Source organism: Mycobacterium sp. SMC-11 (assembly GCF_046250095.1).
Classification (GTDB): Bacteria; Actinomycetota; Actinomycetes; order Mycobacteriales; family Mycobacteriaceae; genus Mycobacterium; species Mycobacterium heraklionense_A.
Map to the genome: position 1 here is coordinate 4,094,645 of NZ_CP176430.1, position 18,862 is coordinate 4,113,506.

The 18,862-nt window shown below is 65.1% G+C and carries 17 protein-coding genes; 12 read left to right on the plus strand and 5 right to left on the minus strand.

Going from position 1 to position 18,862, the window contains the following annotated elements:
- The 4 genes from bphC (at position 1) to ACKY0X_RS19455 (ending at position 4,401) form a co-directional block, all read left to right on the plus strand.
- Positions 1-909 carry a biphenyl-2,3-diol 1,2-dioxygenase gene (bphC, locus tag ACKY0X_RS19440; protein WP_225404996.1) on the plus strand — a complete coding sequence of 303 codons (909 nt, stop codon included), beginning with the start codon at positions 1-3 and terminating at the stop codon, positions 907-909.
- Positions 906-2,366: an FAD-dependent oxidoreductase gene (locus ACKY0X_RS19445; protein ID WP_225404997.1), complete on the plus strand. Its 1,461-nt coding sequence runs from the start codon at positions 906-908 to the stop codon at positions 2,364-2,366. Before bphC ends, ACKY0X_RS19445 begins: the two co-directional genes overlap by 4 nt.
- A 221-nt stretch (positions 2,367-2,587) precedes the next feature.
- Complete coding sequence (locus ACKY0X_RS19450; RefSeq protein WP_225404998.1) at positions 2,588-3,457, plus strand: IclR family transcriptional regulator; 870 nt, start codon at positions 2,588-2,590, stop codon at positions 3,455-3,457.
- Positions 3,454-4,401 (plus strand): alpha/beta hydrolase, encoded by a 948-nt coding sequence (locus ACKY0X_RS19455; RefSeq protein WP_409427359.1) that lies wholly within the window; start codon positions 3,454-3,456, stop codon positions 4,399-4,401. The genes ACKY0X_RS19450 and ACKY0X_RS19455 overlap by 4 nt, the downstream gene beginning before the upstream one ends.
- Here the strand turns inward: ACKY0X_RS19455 and ACKY0X_RS19460 are convergent.
- A complete protein-coding gene (locus tag ACKY0X_RS19460; RefSeq protein WP_225405000.1) occupies positions 4,391-5,629 on the minus strand; it encodes an NADH:flavin oxidoreductase in 1,239 nt (412 codons plus the stop codon). The genes ACKY0X_RS19455 and ACKY0X_RS19460 overlap by 11 nt on opposite strands.
- Before the next feature lie 102 nt (positions 5,630-5,731).
- Between ACKY0X_RS19460 and ACKY0X_RS19465 the strand changes: the two genes are divergently transcribed.
- Both ACKY0X_RS19465 and ACKY0X_RS19470 read left to right on the plus strand, forming a co-directional pair.
- Positions 5,732-6,097, plus strand: coding sequence for a hypothetical protein (locus tag ACKY0X_RS19465; protein WP_225405001.1), 366 nt, complete (start codon positions 5,732-5,734; stop codon positions 6,095-6,097).
- Complete coding sequence (locus tag ACKY0X_RS19470; protein WP_409427360.1) at positions 6,090-6,716, plus strand: Dabb family protein; 627 nt, start codon at positions 6,090-6,092, stop codon at positions 6,714-6,716. Before ACKY0X_RS19465 ends, ACKY0X_RS19470 begins: the two co-directional genes overlap by 8 nt.
- A gap of 14 nt (positions 6,717-6,730) precedes the next feature.
- On the opposite strand, the gene ACKY0X_RS19475 is transcribed toward ACKY0X_RS19470, so the two are convergent.
- Positions 6,731-7,618, minus strand: coding sequence for an SDR family NAD(P)-dependent oxidoreductase (locus tag ACKY0X_RS19475; protein ID WP_225405003.1), 888 nt, complete (start codon positions 7,616-7,618; stop codon positions 6,731-6,733).
- The gene (locus ACKY0X_RS19480; RefSeq protein WP_225405004.1) at positions 7,615-9,537 is read right to left on the minus strand and encodes a flavin-containing monooxygenase; all 1,923 of its coding nucleotides are present in this window, start codon (positions 9,535-9,537) and stop codon (positions 7,615-7,617) included. Before ACKY0X_RS19480 ends, ACKY0X_RS19475 begins: the two co-directional genes overlap by 4 nt.
- Positions 9,538-9,654: 117 nt before the next feature.
- Between ACKY0X_RS19480 and ACKY0X_RS19485 the strand changes: the two genes are divergently transcribed.
- Positions 9,655-11,241 (plus strand): acyl-CoA synthetase, encoded by a 1,587-nt coding sequence (locus tag ACKY0X_RS19485; protein WP_225405005.1) that lies wholly within the window; start codon positions 9,655-9,657, stop codon positions 11,239-11,241.
- On the opposite strand, the gene ACKY0X_RS19490 is transcribed toward ACKY0X_RS19485, so the two are convergent.
- Both ACKY0X_RS19490 and ACKY0X_RS19495 read right to left on the minus strand, forming a co-directional pair.
- On the minus strand, positions 11,197-12,408 hold the full coding sequence (locus ACKY0X_RS19490; RefSeq protein ID WP_409427361.1) for an NADH:flavin oxidoreductase: 1,212 nt from the start codon (positions 12,406-12,408) through the stop codon (positions 11,197-11,199). The two genes, ACKY0X_RS19485 and ACKY0X_RS19490, sit on opposite strands and share 45 nt — an antisense overlap.
- A 17-nt stretch (positions 12,409-12,425) precedes the next feature.
- Positions 12,426-12,971, minus strand: coding sequence for a TetR/AcrR family transcriptional regulator (locus ACKY0X_RS19495; protein WP_329782003.1), 546 nt, complete (start codon positions 12,969-12,971; stop codon positions 12,426-12,428).
- A gap of 281 nt (positions 12,972-13,252) precedes the next feature.
- Here ACKY0X_RS19495 and ACKY0X_RS19500 point away from each other — a divergent pair, with 281 nt between their 5' ends.
- The 5 genes from ACKY0X_RS19500 to ACKY0X_RS19520 are packed head-to-tail and all read left to right on the plus strand — an operon-like array spanning position 13,253 to position 18,842.
- On the plus strand, positions 13,253-14,371 hold the full coding sequence (locus ACKY0X_RS19500; RefSeq protein ID WP_225407826.1) for a zinc-binding dehydrogenase: 1,119 nt from the start codon (positions 13,253-13,255) through the stop codon (positions 14,369-14,371).
- A 25-nt stretch (positions 14,372-14,396) separates the two neighbouring features.
- The gene (locus ACKY0X_RS19505) at positions 14,397-15,821 is read left to right on the plus strand and encodes an aldehyde dehydrogenase family protein (protein WP_225405008.1); all 1,425 of its coding nucleotides are present in this window, start codon (positions 14,397-14,399) and stop codon (positions 15,819-15,821) included.
- A gap of 50 nt (positions 15,822-15,871) precedes the next feature.
- A complete protein-coding gene (locus ACKY0X_RS19510) occupies positions 15,872-16,657 on the plus strand; it encodes a crotonase/enoyl-CoA hydratase family protein (protein ID WP_225405009.1) in 786 nt (261 codons plus the stop codon).
- Positions 16,657-17,808 (plus strand): acyl-CoA dehydrogenase family protein, encoded by a 1,152-nt coding sequence (locus tag ACKY0X_RS19515; RefSeq protein WP_225407827.1) that lies wholly within the window; start codon positions 16,657-16,659, stop codon positions 17,806-17,808. Before ACKY0X_RS19510 ends, ACKY0X_RS19515 begins: the two co-directional genes overlap by 1 nt.
- Positions 17,805-18,842: an acyl-CoA dehydrogenase family protein gene (locus ACKY0X_RS19520; protein WP_225405010.1), complete on the plus strand. Its 1,038-nt coding sequence runs from the start codon at positions 17,805-17,807 to the stop codon at positions 18,840-18,842. The genes ACKY0X_RS19515 and ACKY0X_RS19520 overlap by 4 nt, the downstream gene beginning before the upstream one ends.
- Positions 18,843-18,862: the final 20 nt, after the last annotated feature.

The following is an 18,862-nucleotide window of genomic DNA, read 5'->3' on the forward strand; positions in this document are numbered from 1 at the left end:
GTGAGCCTGATCAAGAGCCTCGGCTACGTTACGGTACAAGCCACGGACATCGAGAAATGGCGCCACTTCGCTTTCGGCGTACTGGGTTTCGCCGAAGGCAGCGGACCAGATCCGGACTCGCTCTACCTGCGGATGGACGAACGCGCTGCCCGGATCGTGGTATCGCCGGGTGAGACCGACAAGATCGTCACCGTCGGTTGGGAGGTGCGCGACCATGCAGACCTGCAGACGCTCGCGGACTCCCTCGAGGCCGCCGGCATCCCGTACAAGCAGCTGTCACTGGCCGAAGCAGACACCCGCCGTATTGAAGAGGCCATCGCCTTCGAAGACCCCGCCGGCACCTCGCTGGAGGTTTTCCACGGGCCGGTTCTAGATCACAGCCCGGTCATCACGCCGTTCGGAGCAAAGTTCGTCACCGGCGATCAGGGCCTCGGGCATGTGGTGCTGCCGGCTCTCGATGTCAATGGCTCGTTTGAGTTCTACACCGAGGTATTGGGGTTCAAGTCACGCGGCGCCTTCCGGGTGCCCGTTCCGCCGGAGTTCGGACCGGTCCGCGTGCGCTTCCTGGGTATCAACCAGCGTCATCACAGCCTTGCGCTGTGCCCGGCGGCGACGCTACGCGACCCCGGGCTGATCCATCTCATGGTCGAGGTCGACACCCTCGACAGTGTCGGACAGGCGCTTGACCGGGTCGCCGCGGACGGATTCCAACTGTCGTCGACGCTTGGCCGGCACACCAACGACAAGATGGTGTCGTTCTACGTCCGCGCGCCCGGGGACTGGGACATCGAGTTCGGCACCGAGGGCATGCGAGTCGACGACACCTATTACACCGCCGAAGAGATCACGGCCGACAGCTACTGGGGTCATCAGTGGGTGGACGACCTGCCCGCAGCGATGCGTCCGTGACGTCCGACATCGCCCCGGTCGCCGTCGCAGATATCCGCAGCTGGGACCACGAGGCCGATGTCGTCATCGCCGGGTTCGGGGTGGCGGGTGCCGCTGCCGCGGTGGAGGCCGCCCGCACCGGCGCGGAAGTTCTGGTGCTCGAACGCACCGCCTCGTGGGGCGGGGCAGCGGCGATGGCCGGTGGATTCATCTATCTCGGCGGTGGGACGGCGCTGCAGAAGGCTTGTGGCTTCGAGGATTCGGTCGACAATATGGCCGCATTCCTGAACGCGGCCATGGGTCCGGGGGCTGACGAGACGCGTATTGCCGACTATTGCGCGGGCAGCGTGGCCCACTTCGACTGGCTCGTCGAATGCGGAGTGCCGTTCAAAGCCGAGTTCTTCGGTGAGCCCGGCTGGGAGCCGTTGGGCGACGAGGGCCTGATGTACTCCGGCGGCGAGAACTCCCATCCATTCAACACGATCGCCACCCCCGCCCCGCGCGGCCACGTTCCGCAGATGGCCAATAAGAAGCAGGGCGAGGCCAGTGCCGGCTACATGTTGATGAAGCCGCTCGTGGACACCGCAACCGCAGCCGGGGCCCAGGCGCTCTACGACGTTCGCGCTCAGCGCCTCATCGTCGAATCCGACGGGCGCGTCGTCGGCCTGATCGCGCGCCGATACGGCACCCAGATCAGCGTTCGCGCCCGCCGCGGAGTTGTGCTGGCCACCGGAAGCTTCGCCTACAACGAGGGCATGGTGGCGCAGTTCGCACCGCGGATCGCCGGCCGACCGGCGGCATCGGTGGAGCAACATGATGGCCAGTCGATCCGGATGGCGCAGGCCCTCGGCGCCGACCTTGCCCACATGGACGCCACCGAAGTCGCAATCTTCATCGATCCGCAGCAGTTGGTGCGCGGGATCCTGGTCAACGGTCGCGCTCAGCGGTTCGTTGCCGAGGACACCTACCCCGGCCGGGTCGGACAGCTGACGCTGTATCACCAGGACAACATCGCCTATCTGATCCTCGACGACGCGGCCAACGAAGCGGCGATGGCCTCGGTTTCACCGAAGCTCATGATGCGTCCGCCCACCTGGGTGGCCGACTCCGTCGCCGATCTCGAATCCGAGATGGGGTTGCCCCCCGGTGCGCTGCAGGCCACGGTGGCGGCGTACAACGAGGGCGCTGCGCGCGGCGTGGACCCGTTGCTGCACAAGAAAGTCCAGTGGCTCAAGCCGATCGGCTCACCCGTCGGCGCCATCGACCTGCGGGAGTGCACCGGCGGATTCACCCTTGGCGGGTTGGCCACCACACTCGACGCCCAGGTGCTCCACGTCAGCGGTGAACCGATCCCGGGCCTGTATGCGGCTGGGCGGTCGGCCGCCGGTCTCGCGGCGTGGGGCTATGCCAGCGGTGTGTCACTGGGCGACGGCAGCTTCTACGGCCGACGGGCCGGACGCAGCGCGGCCCGGGCCTGACGACACCCGCAACCTGCGACGCACAGCGCCGGACAGGGGTTGCCCTGAGGTACCGACGCGCAGCCCGTCGCGCCATTCCGCAGGTCGGCGAAACCCTGGCGTCGGGCCCGCGGATGTGCGGGCGCTCAAATTCAGCCGGAAGTGTGACAACAGCGACACCCATGTGGTAGATATATGATCATTAGTCATATGCCTATTAGGCATGTACCGGAGGATTCTCAATGCCCGCGACAGCCGCATTACCCGTGACCGCCGCCAAGGATGCGCCCAACGAAACCCCCAGCGCCGTGATTGATCGGGTATCCCTGGTTCTCGACGCGTTCGACGGGCCCGGCCGCCTGACCCTGGCACAGATCGTGCGCCGGACTGGGCTCCCCCGATCGTCAGCGCACCGCATGCTCGAGCGTCTCGTCCAGCTCCGGTGGCTTCGCCGCAGCGGCCGGGACTACGAACTGGGCATGCGCCTTGTCGAGCTGGGTTCCCTGGCGGTACACCAGGATCGCCTGCACAAGGCCGCGCTGCGTAGATTGCACGAACTTCACGCCGCGACCGGCTTGGTGGTTCACCTGGCCGTCCTTGACGGTCCCGACGTCGTCTACATGGACAAGGTCGGCGATCGCATGGCCGCGGCAATCCCGACCCGTATCGGTGGCCGCCAACTGGCGCACTGCACGGCGGTGGGGAAGGCCATGTTGGCGTTTGCAGACGAGCGCGACATCGACGTCTTGAACTCCGACCGGCTCCCCCGTCGGACCAAGTATTCGATTTCCACCCACGCCCAACTCCGTAGCGAACTACTCAAAGTCCGCTCTCACGGCTTCGCGTTCGACCGGGAGGAGTCGCTGCCCGGCTTCGGCTGCGTCGCGGCACCGATCGGCGACCCGGGCGAGGCGGTCGCCGCGATCTCGATCTGCGGGCCGATGAACCGGATAAAGCTGGACCAGCGGTTGGTCGCTCCGGTGCGTATCGCCGCGATGGGCATCTGGCAGGCGGTCGACTCCGGGCCAGTGCGAGTGTCCCCAACCCTGCAGCAGATGCGACCGCTGCGCGGCGGCCCGACCGCTCGCGGCGGGGCCCTGCAGCTCGCATGATGCTGGATTCGCAGATCGCGAGGATCATCGAAGCGCTCAACGCGGGATTTCCGCCGGTGCACACGATGACCGGCGCCGAAGCCCGAGCCGCCATTCGCTCGCGCTTCACTCCTGCGGCCGAGCCCAAACCCGTGGCCCAGGTGCGTGACCGAACTATCGCAGGACCGGAAGGTCCGCTCGAGATCCGGGTCTACCGCCCACGTGCTGCAGACACCAACTCGGTTCCGACCCTGGTGTGGGCCCACGGTGGCGGGTGGGTGTTCTGCGACTTGGACAGTCATGACGACCTGTGTCGAGACTTTGCAAATCAGCTTCCGGCCGTAGTCGTTTCCGTGCACTACCGGCGGGCGCCGGAAGAAGGACGGTGGCCCGCCGCGGCCGAGGACATGTACGCGGCCACCGTTTGGGCGGCAGACCACATCGTCGAACTCGGCGGCGACCCGAACCGGCTCCTCGTCGGCGGCGACAGTGCCGGCGGCAATCTTGCCGCGGTCACCGCATTGATGGCACGCGACCGCGGCCGGCCGTACTTGGGAGCTCAACTGCTGCTGTACCCCGTCATCGCTGCCGATTTCGACACGTCGTCTTATCAGCAGTTCGGCCGCGGTTACTACAACCCCAAGCCCGCATTGCAGTGGTACTGGGATCAATACGTGCCCACCGTGGCCGATCGGTCCAACCCGTATGCGTCCCCACTGCAGGCCCCGGACCTGTCCGGTCTGCCGCCGACGGTCGCGGTAATAGCGGGCCATGACCCGTTGCGCGATGAGGGCCGCGCCTACGCCGAGGCGCTATACGGTGCGGGTGTTCCCACCGTGGTGCGCTACTTCGAAGGCGGCGTGCACGGCTTCATGACCATGCCTGCGCTCGACATCTGCAAGAGGGCCCGAGCCCAGGCATGCGCGTCACTGACTGAGCTCCTGGACCCGCCCGTCACGACGTAACGGCCGGGCCTTCAGACGGCATGATCAGGGCCTCGGCTTGGCCATAGCGCTGTTCTGGGTCGAGGACGCAGTGCGTGCGCGTGAAGACCGTAACCATGCACTTGTTGTTGTGGTCGCAGCGGCTGCGTACCCCGGGATCCTCGATCATCCGGTTGACCAGATCGGGCTCGCGCAGCAGCGCTCTGCCCATCGCCATGAAATCGAATCCCTCGCGCATCCCGACTTCCAGGTGCTCACGGTTGGTGATGCCGCCGAGAAGAATCAGCTTGGTGTTCTCGATGACCGGCACGAACTGGCGTGCCGCGGAAAGCATGTAGAGATCTTCGTAGGGATAGCTGCCCATCGCCCACTTCCCCATCACCCGTACCCCGGGACGCAGCGCCGGAGGCATCACTCGGGCGAATTCACGTACCGGCACATCACCCCGGAACAGGTACATCGGTTTAAACACCGACGAGCCCTGCGTCAACTCGATGGCATCCAGCGTCCCATCGACATCCAACAGCTGGGCGGTGCGCAACGCCTCATCGATCCAGATGCTGCCCGGCAAGCCGTCGTCCATGTCCAACTTCGCGATCACCGCGATCCGCCTGCCCACGACGTCGCGGACTCGCTGCGCGATCTCCCTTACGAACCGCGAGCGACCGTCGATGTCTCCCCCGTATTCGTCCTTACGCCGGTTGATCAGCGGGCTCAGGAAGGAACTCGGCAGATAGAGGTGGCCGAAATGCAGCTCTACCGCATCGAAGCCCGCATCGACGGCCACCTGCGCCGCCGCGCCGAATTGATCTATGACGGTGAAGATCTCGTCACGGCGAATCTCGCGGCAGTAGGCGAACGACGTGGGATTGACGAAGCGGCTGGGCGCCACCGCGGTAACGCCGGTCAACTTCTTCTGTGCCACCACGCCGGCGTGGCCCAGTTGCGCGGAGATGGCGGCGCCAGTGTCATGTACCGCGTCGGTGAGCTTCGTCAGGCCCGGCAGCGCCTTGGCATCCATCACGATCTGCCCCGGTGCACTGGCCCCCTGCTTGGACACACAGCAGTACGCGACCGTGGTCATGCCGACCCCGCCCTTGGCAAAGCTGCGGTGGAAATCGATCAGATCATCGGTGACCAACCCGTCGGGCGAACGGCCTTCGGATGTCGCGGCCTTGATGACGCGATTGCGCAGCCGGACCGGACCGAGCTGAGCGGGGGCGAACGGATTCGGGCTGAGATCGTTCATCGCCTAACCGTCCTCGCTGCCGGTGGGATCCGTCAACGCCTGTCTCCCGGTGTCCGGGACTGCTGCCGGACTCACGGCGGGGCCGCCCCTAGCCTCGTCTGCATGGCTGACGGTGAAGTCTTCGTCATCGACCGGATCGTGACCAGGCCCGGGCTGGCGCGACGATTCATCGATCGCTATCTCGCGGAGTACGCGCCCGGCGCCCGGGACCGCGGAATGACACTGCAGAGCGTGCTCGTCAGTCCACCCATCTGGTTCGCCGATGAGTCGAACACGATCACGATCACCTGGTCACTGCCCGGCCCACTGGCCTGGTGGCAGATGACCTGGAAGGGACGTCCGGATCCCGCGTTGGGGCAATGGTGGTCGGACATCGGCGAATTGGTGGCGGAGCGCAGCCGCTCGGTGGCGGCCGCAGCCGGTGACGTCGACGCACTCTGCGAGATGAATGCGGCGGCCGATGTTTAACGTCACACGACTACTCGACGTCCAATCCGGCGAACGCGACCGGGCGCTCACCGCCCTCCGCGCGGTGGCCGAACGCAGCGGAGCTCTGCGATGGATCGTCGAACCGACCGATTCCGGCTCACGCAACGGCGGGGATGTGTTGGCGCACCTGCGTTTCCCCGACGAATCAGCGTGGCGGATCGCCGAACCGCAGCTCGCGGCTGCGCTGACCGACCCAGCGATCACCCGAGTCAACGGCGCGACGTATCAGGGCACGCCGATCGTCACCGGTAAGCCCGCGACGGTGTACCGGACGCTGCTGCTGCGGGTGCAGCCGGATACCTCGACGCAGACTCTGACGCGGTTTGAGTCGGAGCTGAAGTCGATGCCCGACTATGTCAGCACCATGTGCGCGTGGCAGCTGAGCCGGGTGACCGAACCGACCGGCTCCACCGCGTGGACGCATGTGTTCGAGCAGGAATTCACCGATGTGGCCGGGTTGATGGGCCCGTACCTGATGCACCCGATCCACTGGGCGGTGGTGGACCGGTGGTTCGACCCCGAGACCACCGAGGTGATCGTTCGCGATCGGGTGTGCCACAGCTTCTGCGGGATCGACCGCGCCGTCCTACAACCGTGACGGCCTGCCGGAGATCACAGTCCGGCGGGCAGGATGTTGGGATTAGCGGCCGTGGGCGGTTCCAGCGGCGGGAGCACCGTGGCACCGTCCAGGCTGTGCACGGCGAGCTGCTGGGACCAGGGGTAATGCAGGCTGAACGCGATGAGGCCGGTGCGCTCGGCGGCGGGTAGGTGGCACATCGCCAACACCGTTTCGGCCAGGTACTCCACCGGCTCGGTCGGGAACGAATCGGGTATCAGGCTGGCTGCACCCGGTGTCCGGATCGCGCTGGACGGTCCCACGACGTTGACGGCGATGTTGGAATCCACCAATTCAGCCGCGACCCCCTGGGTGAACCGGTGCAGCGCCGCTTTCATCGACGCGTAGATCACATCCCCGGACGACTTGTTGTAGTCGCGGTAGGGCCGCACCGGAGCCAGACCGGTGACGGATCCGATGTTGACGATCCAGCCCGCGCCTTGACGGCGCATATGTGGAATCGACTGCTGGATCAGCACAAACGGCGTGCGCAAATAGTGTTCGACCGTGCGATCGAAGGTCTGCATCGGCATGGTCTCGATAACCGAGTAGTCGGCGTATCCGGCGTTGTTGACCAAGATGTCGATGCGGCCCGTCCGCTCGACCACCTCGTCGATCAAGGCGGCACGCTGCTGGCTGTTCTCCAGGTCTGCGGTCACGCCGAATGCCTTGCCGCCCGCTGCCTCGATCAGTTCGACGGTCTCGGCGATCGTGCCCGGAAGAGCCTCCGTGTGGCCCGCACGGGTTGACGGCGACATCCGGTGAGAGCGCGCTGTCACCGCTACCGTCGCCCCTTCCGCAGCCAGTCGCTGAGCGACCGCCCGCCCGATTCCTCGACTACTTCCGGTCACCAATGCGGTTCTGCCGCTGAGCAATCCGGTCATCGGAGGACGAAATCTCCCTCAATCGGAGCACGGTGACTCTGCCAGACGTCGATCAGCCGGAACGGGAAGGCGGTGACAATTCGCCCGCCACCGGAGCGGTAGTAGGTGTGTGCAGTGGGCGTGTGGCACCACACGGTGTCCGCCATCGCCCTGTCGATCTCGTCGACATAGCTCTCGAACGCCTCCGGGGTGACCTCGATGGTCCGCACACCGCGCTGCGCCATCAGCTGGAGGCACTCCATCACATAGTGCACCATCACCTCCACGCCGAAGTTGTGCCCGGCTCCGTGACCCGGGCTGTAGTTGGGCGCCGACGAGACGAACATGTTCGGAAAACCGGGAACCATGCCGCCCCGGTAGGCACTCGGACTGTCTCCCCAGACGTCACTGAGCTTGATACCGTCGCGGCCCCGGATATCGACCGTCGACAAGAAATCGAGGTGATAACCGGTGGCGTAGATGATGACGTCCAGATCGATCTGCCGGCCGTCCTGCGTGACGATCCCACGCACGTTGACCCGCGCGGGCTCGCTGGCCTCCACGTCGACGTGCGGCTTGGCCAACGCCGCGTAGTAGCCGCCGGGGTCACGGATGATGCGCTTACCGTAGGGCGCGAAGTCGGGGGTGACCTTCTTCGCCAACTCCGAGCCGGCGCCGAATACCCGGTCGATGTAATCCAGGCACATCCGCAGCAACACGTCGTTGGCCGGTGAGATCGACAAGTGGTCGGCCGCCCAATCCGGATCCCGCACGATCACCGGATAGTTGTTGTCGGCGGTACCCCAGAATGACTTGAGCCGATTCCAGTTGGCGTAGAACGGGATGTGGGTGTTGAGCCAGCGGCGGTACTCGGGCACGTCGTCGGTGAGTCGCTTGCGCGGCGCCACCCAGTGCGGCTGACGTTGGAACACCGTTAGGTGCTCGACGTCGCCGACGCAGGCGTCGACGATCTGCACCGCGGTGCATCCCGCGCCGATGATCGCCACCTTCTTGCCGCGCAGGTCCAAGTCCGGGTCCCACTCGGCGGAGTGGATGCTCACGCCGGCGAAGGACTCCTTGCCCGCAAGTTCGGGCCACCGTGGGCGGTTGAGGTAGCCGACGGCCGGAATCACCGCATTGGCATAGCTGACCTCACGGGTGCCCTCGGGGCCGACAGAGTGGATCTGCCACAGCCGGCGTTCCTCGTCCCACCACAGCGCCTCTACCTCCGTGCTGAATCGGGTGTGGTCCCGCAGGTTGTTCTGGGTCGCGACCGACTCCAGGTACTCCTGGTACTCAGCGCCTTGCGGGTAGTAGCTCGACCATCCAGCGTTGATGTCGCGCGACAGCGAGTAGTAGGCCGACGGCGTATCGACACCGATGCCCGGGTAGACGGCGGTGTACCAGGTGCCACCGACCTCGTCGTTGCGGTCGATGATCTCGTAATCGATTCCGGCATCAGCGCATTCCAGCGCGGCGGCCATGCCCGCGATCCCGGCACCGATGATGACCACCTTGAAGTCCGTCGGAAGCGCGGCGGTCCGAGGCAGCACCGGCTGCGAGGGATGGAAGCCGCCCTGCTCCAGCAGCAGGCCGACATACTCGCCACTTACCGCTGTACCCAGCGCCAGTGGCGCGATTCGGGCAAACAGCGCCGGGTCGTCGCTGGGCAGCGCACCAGCCGGACGCGGTTGGTCGAGCGCTGCCATCACCGCATCCACCAGCACCTCGCGGGTTTCGACGTCGGTGACGCCGATCTGCTCGGGCGGGTCGGGTTCGAACGAGATCTTGGCGGCGAACCGGTCGACGACGGCAGGATCGCCGGTCAGTTGGGCCAGCACCGCAACCAGGACTCCGGCGTCGGCCTGGAGCAGGTAACTGCGCAACTCGGCGGGATCCGAGCCCGTGTGGTCGGCCGTCACGGTCGCATCGGTCGTCATCGAACCTCCTTGCTCGTGCCCCGAGTATGTGGCCCTCTCAGGCGATCCACCGGGCCCATGTCTACTGAGCGGGACGCCGCTTGCCCGCAGCCGGCGCAGCGGGCCTACAGTCCGGGCATGACCGAGCTCGATGCAGTCCTCGCTTCGGCGCGCAGTCACGCGCTGGGTGACATCCCGCGACGTTCAGCCCGCAAACAACCGGACAACATCGCCGTGATCGATGGCGATGTCCGTCTGACGTTTGCCGAATTCGAGCGCTTGGTCGATCGTGCCGCTGCGGCGTTGCAGGACAACGGCTTCGGACCCGGGGACCGTGTCGCGGTTCTGGCGCACAACTGCTGGCAGTACGCGGTGCTGGCGTTCGCGACCGCTCGTGCCGCCGTCGTGCTGGTGCCGATCAACTTCATGCTGACGGCCGAAGAGATCTCGTTCATCCTGGACCACAGCCAATCCGCCGGCATGATCGTCGAAGCCGATCTGGTCCCCACGGCTCGAGCCGCGATGCAGCTCGGTGGGCGCGTGCGTACCATCGCGGCGATCACCCCGCCCGGGCAGACGCTGCCGCCCGGTTGGGATGACTTCGATCACTGGCTCGCAACCTCATCAGCGGCTCCGGCGCCGTATGTCGCCGACGATCAGATGATCCGGCTGATGTACACCAGCGGGACCGAGGCGCATCCCAAGGGCGCGATGCACTCGACTCGTAGCCTGATGGGCAACTACATCAGCTCGATCATCGCCGGCTCGATGGAGGGCACCGACGTCACCGTCCACTCGCTGCCGCTGTATCACTGCGCGCAGCTCGACAACTTCTTGATCCCGGCCCTCTACCTCGGTGCTACCAGCGTCATTCTCCCCCGCCCGCAACCCGAAATGGTGCTGCACACAATCGAAAAGTACGGTGCCACTAGCTATTTTGCTCCACCGACGGTGTGGATATCGCTGCTGCGGTCCCCGCTCTTCGATTCCGTGGACCTCTCCAGCCTGCGCAAGGGATACTACGGCGCCTCGGCAATGCCGGCCGAGATCCTGGCCGAGATGCGTGAGCGACTGCCCGAACTTCGCCTGTGGAACTTCTACGGTCAGACCGAGATGGCGCCGCTGGCATCGGCTCTGGGACCAGAAGACCAAGACGCACACGCCGGAGCGGCGGGCCGACCGGTGATCAACGTGGAGACGGCGATCCTCGACGACGAGGGCACCCCGGTTGGCCCCGGCGTGGTGGGTGAGATCGTCCATCGAAGCCCACACCTGATGCTCGGCTACCTCGACGACGAGGTGAAGACCGCGGAAGCTTTCCGTGGCGGCTGGTTCCACTCCGGCGACCTCGGCTACTACGACACCCACCGCCTACTACGCGTAGTGGACCGTAAGAAGGACATGATCAAGACCGGTGGCGAGAATGTCGCCAGTCGCGAAGTCGAGGAAGCCATCTACCGGCACGCCGGCGTCGAGGAAGTGGCGGTGTTCGGTCTGCCACACCCGCGCTGGGTCGAGTCGGTGGTCGCCGCCGTGGTGGTCCGCGACGGCATCGTGGTCACCGAAGACGAGCTCATCGAGCACTGCCGGGCTCATCTGGCCGGATTCAAAACCCCCAAGCAGTTGTTCTTCGTCGACGCGTTACCCAAGAACCCGAGTGGAAAACTGTTGAAACGCCTCTTAAGAGAGAGGTTCAACGTCGAGGAGATCACCACCGGAGGATAGCGGCTCGATCGCTGCGGTAGGCCGCAGAACGCATCGGGTCCGATCAAAGATCGTCACCATACAGCGGTTGCAGTGCGTGCACAGCGAACGACTTTCCGGGTCAGCGTCGACCCTCCTCACCAGGCCCGGGTCCCGCAGAAGAGCTCGGGCCACCGCCACGAAGTCGAAGCCCTCCTTCATGGCCAGATCCATGCTGCGACGGTTGGTGATGCCGCCGAGAAGGATCAGCGGGATCGTCAGCTCAGACCGGAACTGACGGGCCAGGTCAAGCAGATAGAGCTCTTTATAAGGGTATTCGCGCAAGAACCCCCGGCCCACCGTCGCCAACAGCCAGCTCAACGGCCGGGGGAAGACGCCGGCGAACTCGGCGCGGGGAGCCCGGCCACGGAAGTAGTACATCGGATTGAGCAGCGAGCTACCCACCGTCAGCTCAAGTGCGTCCAGCGCACCGTCATCCTGCAACCATCGACCGATCTGCAGGCCGTCTTCGATGCGCAGGCCACCGGGAAAACCGTCTTCCATGTTCAGTTTCGCGATGACGGCAACGTGATTTCCGACCGCTGCTCGGACCGCCACGGCGATCTCTCGGGCCAACCGCGCACGATTGGCGAGGTTGCCACCGTAGCCGTCGCGCCGCCGGTTCAGCAGTGGACTGAAGAATGAGCTGACGAGATAGTTGTGTCCGAAATGCAGCTCCACCGCATCGAAGCCGGACGCAGCCGCCACGGCCGCCGCTGTGGCGTGGTCGGCGACGATCCGAGCCAGGTCGTCGACATCAGGACGGCGGCTGGATGCCATCCCGAGTGGACTGAACAGCCTGCTCGGGGAGACCGCAGGCAGCCCGTTGGACCGGGCGTTCGCAACCGGACCGGCGTGCCCCAACTGTGCGCACACAGCGGCGCCCTCAGCATGGACGGCATCGGTTAAGCGCTGCAGCCCGTCGACTGCCTCCGGTGTCATGAGGATCTGATCCCGTTCGGTTCGCCCCTCCGGCGACACAGCACAATAGGCCAGGGTTGTCATCCCGACGCCACCGGCGGCGAGAGCACGATGGAACTCGATCAGGTCGTCGGTGACGGCGCCGCCGGGCGTACGCGCTTCGAATGTCGCCGCTTTGATGACGCGGTTCCGCAGCGTGACTGGCCCAAGCGCCGCCTCGCCGAACACGTCGGTAGCCACGGTGTTCACGGCTGCGCCACCGGCGCGGAGAGCCCCGCGGTGATGAAATCCCGCAGCGCGTGCACCTGCCCATCGGTCAGTCGACGGTCGCCGGCGAGAGGGTCACCGAACTGCACGAAGATCAGCTCGAACGCCATCATCCACCGGCGTGCGGCATCTCGCTCACTCAATCCAGCCACCTGGGCGGACAATATGCGCGCCCACGGTGTCACCGTGAACCACTTTTTCGTCCAGGCGATTTCATTGCGGGCCAACAGCAGGCGCGCCAACAAGTGCAGGTACAGCCGCCCTGCAGGATCGGCAGCCAGCGTCGCAATCGGATTCACCACGATCTGGACTGCGGTATCGATAGGCATCACATAGCCGGCCGAAACCTCAGGCAGCGCTTCTGCCCACAGGGGGCCCAAACGGGCCTCCAACAGCGCCGTCACCAACCCCACTTTTGATCCGAAATGATAGTGCACCGCAGCCGGATTCACCCCGGCCGCGGCACAGACGGCACGGACCGACACCGCCTCATAGCCGGATTCGAGTAGCAGTCGTTCGGTCACGTTCAGCAGATTCTCGCGGGTGGAGGTCTCGGTACCGGTCATAGCAGCATTAGATCAGACTTCAATCATTGATTCAATCAGTGATTGACCAAGTGGTCGCGCCAACCACCACTGTGATCTGGTTCGCGCCTGCACTGACCGCTGGGCGGGAAACACCGTGGGCTGCCGACCGGGCCACGGATAGCCTGCGGCACGGGCACTGCGCCAGCTCTGGCTTGCGACGGCACCACCGAAGCAGTCGTCTGAGATCGAATCTTATTTCGGATGAAGGGAATTCACCTGTGAGCCCAAGTAGGCAGGCGGGACGCATCGCTCGGTTCGATGAACCTGGAAAGCCGTTCGAAATCGAGACCGTTCCAGTCCCCGAAGTCTGCCCCGGCCAGATCCTGATCAAAGTGACCCGGGCCAACATCTGCGGTTCCGACGTGCACGCCTGGCACGGAACTTTCGCCACCCGCGGCCTCGGCGGTCAACTTCCCACGGTTCTCGGCCACGAAATGGTCGGATCGGTGGCCGAACTCGGCGAGGGCGTCACCGCTGATTCCAACGGCAGGCAGCTCAGTGTCGGCACGCGAGTGGTGTTCCCGTACTTCTTCTGCTGCCACACCTGCCGCAACTGTCTCGCTGGTCGACGCAACGCCTGCCTGAACCTGAAGATGGCGATGCTGGGCCGCGCCGATCAACCGCCGTACTTCGTCGGCGGCTATGGCGACTACTTTCTACTACCGGCTGGCGCGGTGGTCTACACCGTCCCGGACTCCGTTTCCGACGAGATCGCGGCCGGCGCCAACTGCGCTCTGTCTCAGGTGATGTACGGGCTGGAACGGGTCAACCAGCAATTGGGCGAGAACGTGGTGGTCCAGGGCGCGGGCGCGCTCGGCCTGTATGCCGTCGCCGTCGCCAAGGCCCGTGGCGCGGCCAGGGTGATCGCCATAGACGGCATCCCGGCGCGACTCGAACTAGCCAAGGCGTTCGGCGCTGACGTTGTCATCGACATCACCGAGGTCACCACTGAGAAGGAACGAGCCCAGCTCGTACGCAAGTTGACTGACGGGCAGGGTGCCGACGTGGTGGTCGAGGTGGTCGGCCACCCTTCGGCGATCGACGAGGGACTCAAGCTTCTCGGCCAGTTCGGCCGTTATGTCGAGATCGGCAATATCAACATCGGCAAGTCCTTCGAATTCGATCCGTCACGTTTCGTCTTCGGTAACAAGACCATGGTCGGGGTGTCGCTCTACGACCCGGCCGTACTGTCTCGGGCCCTGGACTTCCTGGCCGAGTATCAGCACAAGTTGCCGTTCGAACGGCTAGCCGCCGCCTGCTACTCACTCGACGACATCAACGATGCCTTCGCAGCTGCTGAAGACAAACACGATGTCCGGGCCAGCATCGTCCCGTAGAACCACAGATGAGCGGAAGACAATCATGAGCAATAGCCACGACTACACGCGCACCAAGCTCTTCATCGACGGGCAGTGGGTCGACCCCGACGGCACGGGAACAGTCGAGGTGATCGACCCGGCAACGGAGAAGGTGTGCGGTTGTGTCCCTAGCGGTTCCGAAGCCGATGTCGACACCGCGGTCGCCGCAGCCCGCGCTGCTTTCGATCCGCTGATCAGCGTCACCGAGCGGCGTGAGCGTCTCGACGCGGTGATCACCGCCATGGAGAAGCGGCTGCCCGATATCGCCGAAACGATTACGCGCGAGATGGGCGCCCCGATCCGGATCGCGCAGAGCGTACAGACCCAGGTGCCCCTTGCCGTCGCCCGTGGGTTCGCCAATGCCTTGGCCGCCTTCGAGTTCGAGGAGAAGATCGGCAATTCTCTGGTGGTGCGGGAGCCGTACGGCGTGGTCGCGGCAATCACGCCGTGGAACTACCCGCTGTATCAAGTGGTCGCCAAGGTGTTGCCCGCCATCGCGGCCGGTTGCACTGTCGTCCTCAAACCGAGCAACGAGGCTCCCTTGTCGGTGTTCGAGTTCGTTGACGCCCTGGAGGCCGCGGGCCTGCCTCCGGGGGTGGTCAATCTGGTATCTGGACCCGGCCGGATCATCGGCGAGCAACTGTCGAGCCACCCCGATGTGGACTTCGTCTCGTTCACCGGCTCCACCTCCGTCGGAAGCCGAGTCGGGGAACTGGCCGGCAAATCCATCAAGAAGGTGGCTCTGGAACTCGGTGGCAAATCCGCCAACGTGATCCTCGACGGCGCCGACTTCGCCACCGCCATCAAGGTGGGTGTCGGGAATGCCTTCCTCAACGGCGGCCAGACGTGCATGGCGTGGACCCGGATGCTCGTGCCGCTGTCCCGCTACAGCGAAGCATTGGAGCTAGTGGCGGCTGCGGTTTCGAAGTACACAGTCGGGGACCCTTGGGACTCGGGCACACGGCTCGGTCCATCGGCCTCGGAATCTCAGTACCAATCGGTGCTCGGCTTTATCGAGCGCGCGCCGCGCGACGGCGCCCGGCTGGTGACCGGGGGCAGCCAGAAGCTGCGCGAGGTGGGCTACTACGTCGCCCCCACGGTCTTTGCCGACGTCCACCCGGACTCCGAACTGGGCCAAGAGGAGGTGTTCGGGCCGGTGCTGGCCGTCATTCCATTCCGCGACACCGACGAGGCGCTGCGCATCGCCAACGGGACGCCCTACGGCCTATCCGGTGCCGTTTGGGCGGCCGACGACGACACCGCGATCGCATTTGCCCGCCAGGTAGAGTCCGGTCAACTCGACATCAACGGCGGAAGGTACAACCCCGCAGCACCCTTCGGGGGCTACAAGAAGTCCGGGATTGGGCGCGAACTGGGCCGTATCGGGTTTGAGGAGTACCTGCAGATCAAGTCGCTGCAGCTGCCCTAACCCGGCACTTCCCCACACCGCGCCCCAGCAAGAATCGAGGTACTCCAATCATGAGCGTGACCGCCGGGCCGTTGGCCATCACCTCCGAAGGCGCCGTGCAGCTTTGGACCATCAACCTGCCCCACCTCGGCAATGCCATCACCGACCAGGACTTCATCACCGCCTTCGAGGACGCAGTCGGGGCCGCCAATTCTGATACCAATGTCAGGGCGGTGATCCTCACCGGTGAGGGAAAGATCTTCTCTGCCGGCGGCAACGTCAAGGACATGGCCAACCGTGAGGGCATGTTCGGCTTGGAAGCGATTGAGCAGCGTTACGCCTACGTCGACGGAATACAGCGCCTGCCACGAGCACTGGCTCGCCTGGAGGTTCCGATCATCGCGGCGGTCAACGGCGCGGCGATTGGCGCGGGCTTCGATCTGGCCACGATGTGCGATATTCGAATCGCCTCCGAACGTGCCTCCTTCGCCGAGAGTTTCGTACAGATCGGCCTCATACCCGGCGATGGCGGCAGCTGGTTTCTACAACGGGCGATCGGCTATGAACGGGCCGCCGAGATGACACTGACCGGAGATCGCATCGACGCGGCGACCGCGCACTCTTGGGGGCTGGTCAGCAGAGTGGTCCCCCACGACGAACTCATCACCGCAGCCAGAGAACTCGCGGAGCGGATAGTCAAGAATCCGCCGCATGCGCTGCGGATGGCCAAGCGCTTACTGCAAGAATCGCGGACCGGCTTGCTGGAATCCACGCTGGCCATGGCCGCAGCCATGCAGCCGCTGGCGCATGGCGACGCCGAGCATGAGCGACGGATCTCCAAATGGCGGAGCGTCTGATGGCACTGCCCCGCCTCGTCCCCGCGGCGACCCCGGAGTCAGCGGAAACCGCGGCGCTACGAGCGGAAGTCCGGGCATTTGTCGCCGAACAGCTCGCAGCAGGCAGTTTCACCCCGGCGGTGGATGCCTGGCTGTGCGGCTGGGACGAGGACTTCACCAAGTCGCTGGCTTCCCGGGGTTGGTTGGGCATGACTGTACCGAAAGAGTATGGCGGCCATGAACGTTCATTCCTAGAGCGATTCGTCGTCACCGAGGAGCTGCTGGCAGCCGGTGCGCCGGTGGCCGCACACTGGATCGCCGATCGGCAGATCGTACCGGCACTGCTGAAGTACGGTACCGAAGCGCAGAAGCGAGAGTTCCTACCGAAGATCACGGCCGGTGAGTGTTTCTTCGGTATCGGCATGAGCGAGCCAGACTCCGGCTCGGATCTCGCCAGCGTCCGGACCCGTGCGGTGCAGGCCGACGGCGGTTGGAACTTGACGGGGACGAAAGTATGGACCTCGGGAGCACACCGGGCCCACGCATTCATCGTGCTTGCTCGCAACGCGCCGGTCGATCCCGCCGACCGACACGCCGGACTCAGCCAGTTCATCGTGCGGCTTGAGGATCCCGGCGTCGAAGTACGTCCCATCATCTCGATGAACGGCGGCCACCACTTCAACGAAGTCATCCTCGACGACGTATTCGTACCTGACACCATGGTGTTCGGTGGTATCGGCGAAGGGTGGCACCAAGTCACCTCCGAACTGAGCTTCGAGAGGAGCGGGCCCGAGCGACTACTCTCCACCTTCCCTCTGCTGGCCGCTTCCGCGGAAGGTATGGCCAGCAAGGCGATCCGCCGCGATGCCGATCTGGGCCGTCTGGTGGCCAGGGTCGCGGGGTTGCACCGGATGTCCACTGCCGTCGCCGGAGCACTGGAACGACGTGAGCCCGCCGACGTCGCAGCCGCTGTAGTCAAGGTGCTCGGCACGACTACCGAAGGCGACATCGCCGACTTCACCGACCTACACACCGGTGACGATTCAACCAGCGGCTCCCAGTACCAGGAACTGATCCGGTCTGCGGTGGATCAACGTCCCGGCTTCACGCTGCGTGGCGGCACGAACGAGGTGCTGCGCGGCGTGATCGCGCGCGGATTGGGGCTACGATGACCAACACTCAAGCCAGGGACACCGCTATCGATCTCGACCTGGTCAAGATGATGGACGCGGTGTTGTCGGAACACCGCGAAACTCATCCTCGCAGCGCACAAATCACTCGCGACACCGGTTTATGGTCGAACCTGGACCAATTGGGACTGGTCCGGCTGTCGGGTTCGGAACACTCCGGGGGAAGCGGTGCGGGCTGGTATGAGGCCGCTGAGCTGATCACCGCGGCGGTTCGCCACGGTGTACGCGCTCCGTTGGCCGAACATGATTTATTGGCATGCTGGCTGCTCGAAGCCGTCGGCGCCCAGGTCGACGGAGCCGCTCGCACCGTCTGCATCCTCGATGAGACCGGCACTGCAACCGCAGTGCCGTGGGCGTCGACGGCCGACCGGATCGTGGTGCTCTGGCACGACGGACCGGGCTACCTGATGGCCGATGCGGATTCCAAGTGTCTGCGAATCACCCCGGGCGCCAACATTATCGGTGAGCCTCGCGACACCGTCACTGCCAAGATCGCCGCGCTGAGCGGGTCAACGATCTCCACCGAGCTGGTTGCGCAACTGCGATTGAAGTCGGCGTTGGTGCGCGCGATCCAGGTCTGCGCGGCTTTGGACAGTATCCTAGAGCTGTCAGTCGAGTTCGCCACGGCACGAATTCAATTCGGCCGACCCTTGTCGAAGTTCCAGGCTATCCAGCACCTGATCTCCGATATCGCCGCGGAATCCGCTCTCGCGCGCGCGGCCAGCGAAGCTGCCCTGGCAGCGGCGGTCGGCAGCGACTGGTCGGCACCAGGCTTGGGATTCCTGGTCGCCGTGGCGCGATCCTGCGCCGGTCACGCCACGTCCGTCGTGGTCCGAAACGGCCACCAGATCTTCGGCGCCATCGGTACCACCGTCGAACACCGGCTGCACGAGTACACCCGTGCCGCACTGGCCTGGCGTTCGGAGTTCGGATCTGTCCGACATTGGGACGAGGAGGTGACGCGTGCTGCGCTGGCCGCCGGGTCGTCCGGTCTGTGGAACCTGATAGCCGACTGACCCGATGTTCCACTGACCGG

Bases quoted from the DNA above. Each gene is read 5' to 3' on its own strand.
- ACKY0X_RS19450 (WP_225404998.1), top strand. From the start codon at position 2,588: ATGCCCGCGACAGCCGCATTACCCGTGACCGCCGCCAAGGATGCGCCC.
- ACKY0X_RS19455 (WP_409427359.1), top strand. From the start codon at position 3,454: ATGATGCTGGATTCGCAGATCGCGAGGATCATCGAAGCGCTCAACGCG.
- ACKY0X_RS19460 (WP_225405000.1), bottom strand. From the start codon at position 5,629: ATGAACGATCTCAGCCCGAATCCGTTCGCCCCCGCTCAGCTCGGTCCG.
- ACKY0X_RS19465 (WP_225405001.1), top strand. From the start codon at position 5,732: ATGGCTGACGGTGAAGTCTTCGTCATCGACCGGATCGTGACCAGGCCC.
- ACKY0X_RS19470 (WP_409427360.1), top strand. From the start codon at position 6,090: ATGTTTAACGTCACACGACTACTCGACGTCCAATCCGGCGAACGCGAC.
- ACKY0X_RS19475 (WP_225405003.1), bottom strand. From the start codon at position 7,618: ATGACCGGATTGCTCAGCGGCAGAACCGCATTGGTGACCGGAAGTAGT.
- ACKY0X_RS19480 (WP_225405004.1), bottom strand. From the start codon at position 9,537: ATGACGACCGATGCGACCGTGACGGCCGACCACACGGGCTCGGATCCC.
- ACKY0X_RS19485 (WP_225405005.1), top strand. From the start codon at position 9,655: ATGACCGAGCTCGATGCAGTCCTCGCTTCGGCGCGCAGTCACGCGCTG.
- ACKY0X_RS19505 (WP_225405008.1), top strand. From the start codon at position 14,397: ATGAGCAATAGCCACGACTACACGCGCACCAAGCTCTTCATCGACGGG.
- ACKY0X_RS19510 (WP_225405009.1), top strand. From the start codon at position 15,872: ATGAGCGTGACCGCCGGGCCGTTGGCCATCACCTCCGAAGGCGCCGTG.
- ACKY0X_RS19515 (WP_225407827.1), top strand. From the start codon at position 16,657: ATGGCACTGCCCCGCCTCGTCCCCGCGGCGACCCCGGAGTCAGCGGAA.
- ACKY0X_RS19520 (WP_225405010.1), top strand. From the start codon at position 17,805: ATGACCAACACTCAAGCCAGGGACACCGCTATCGATCTCGACCTGGTC.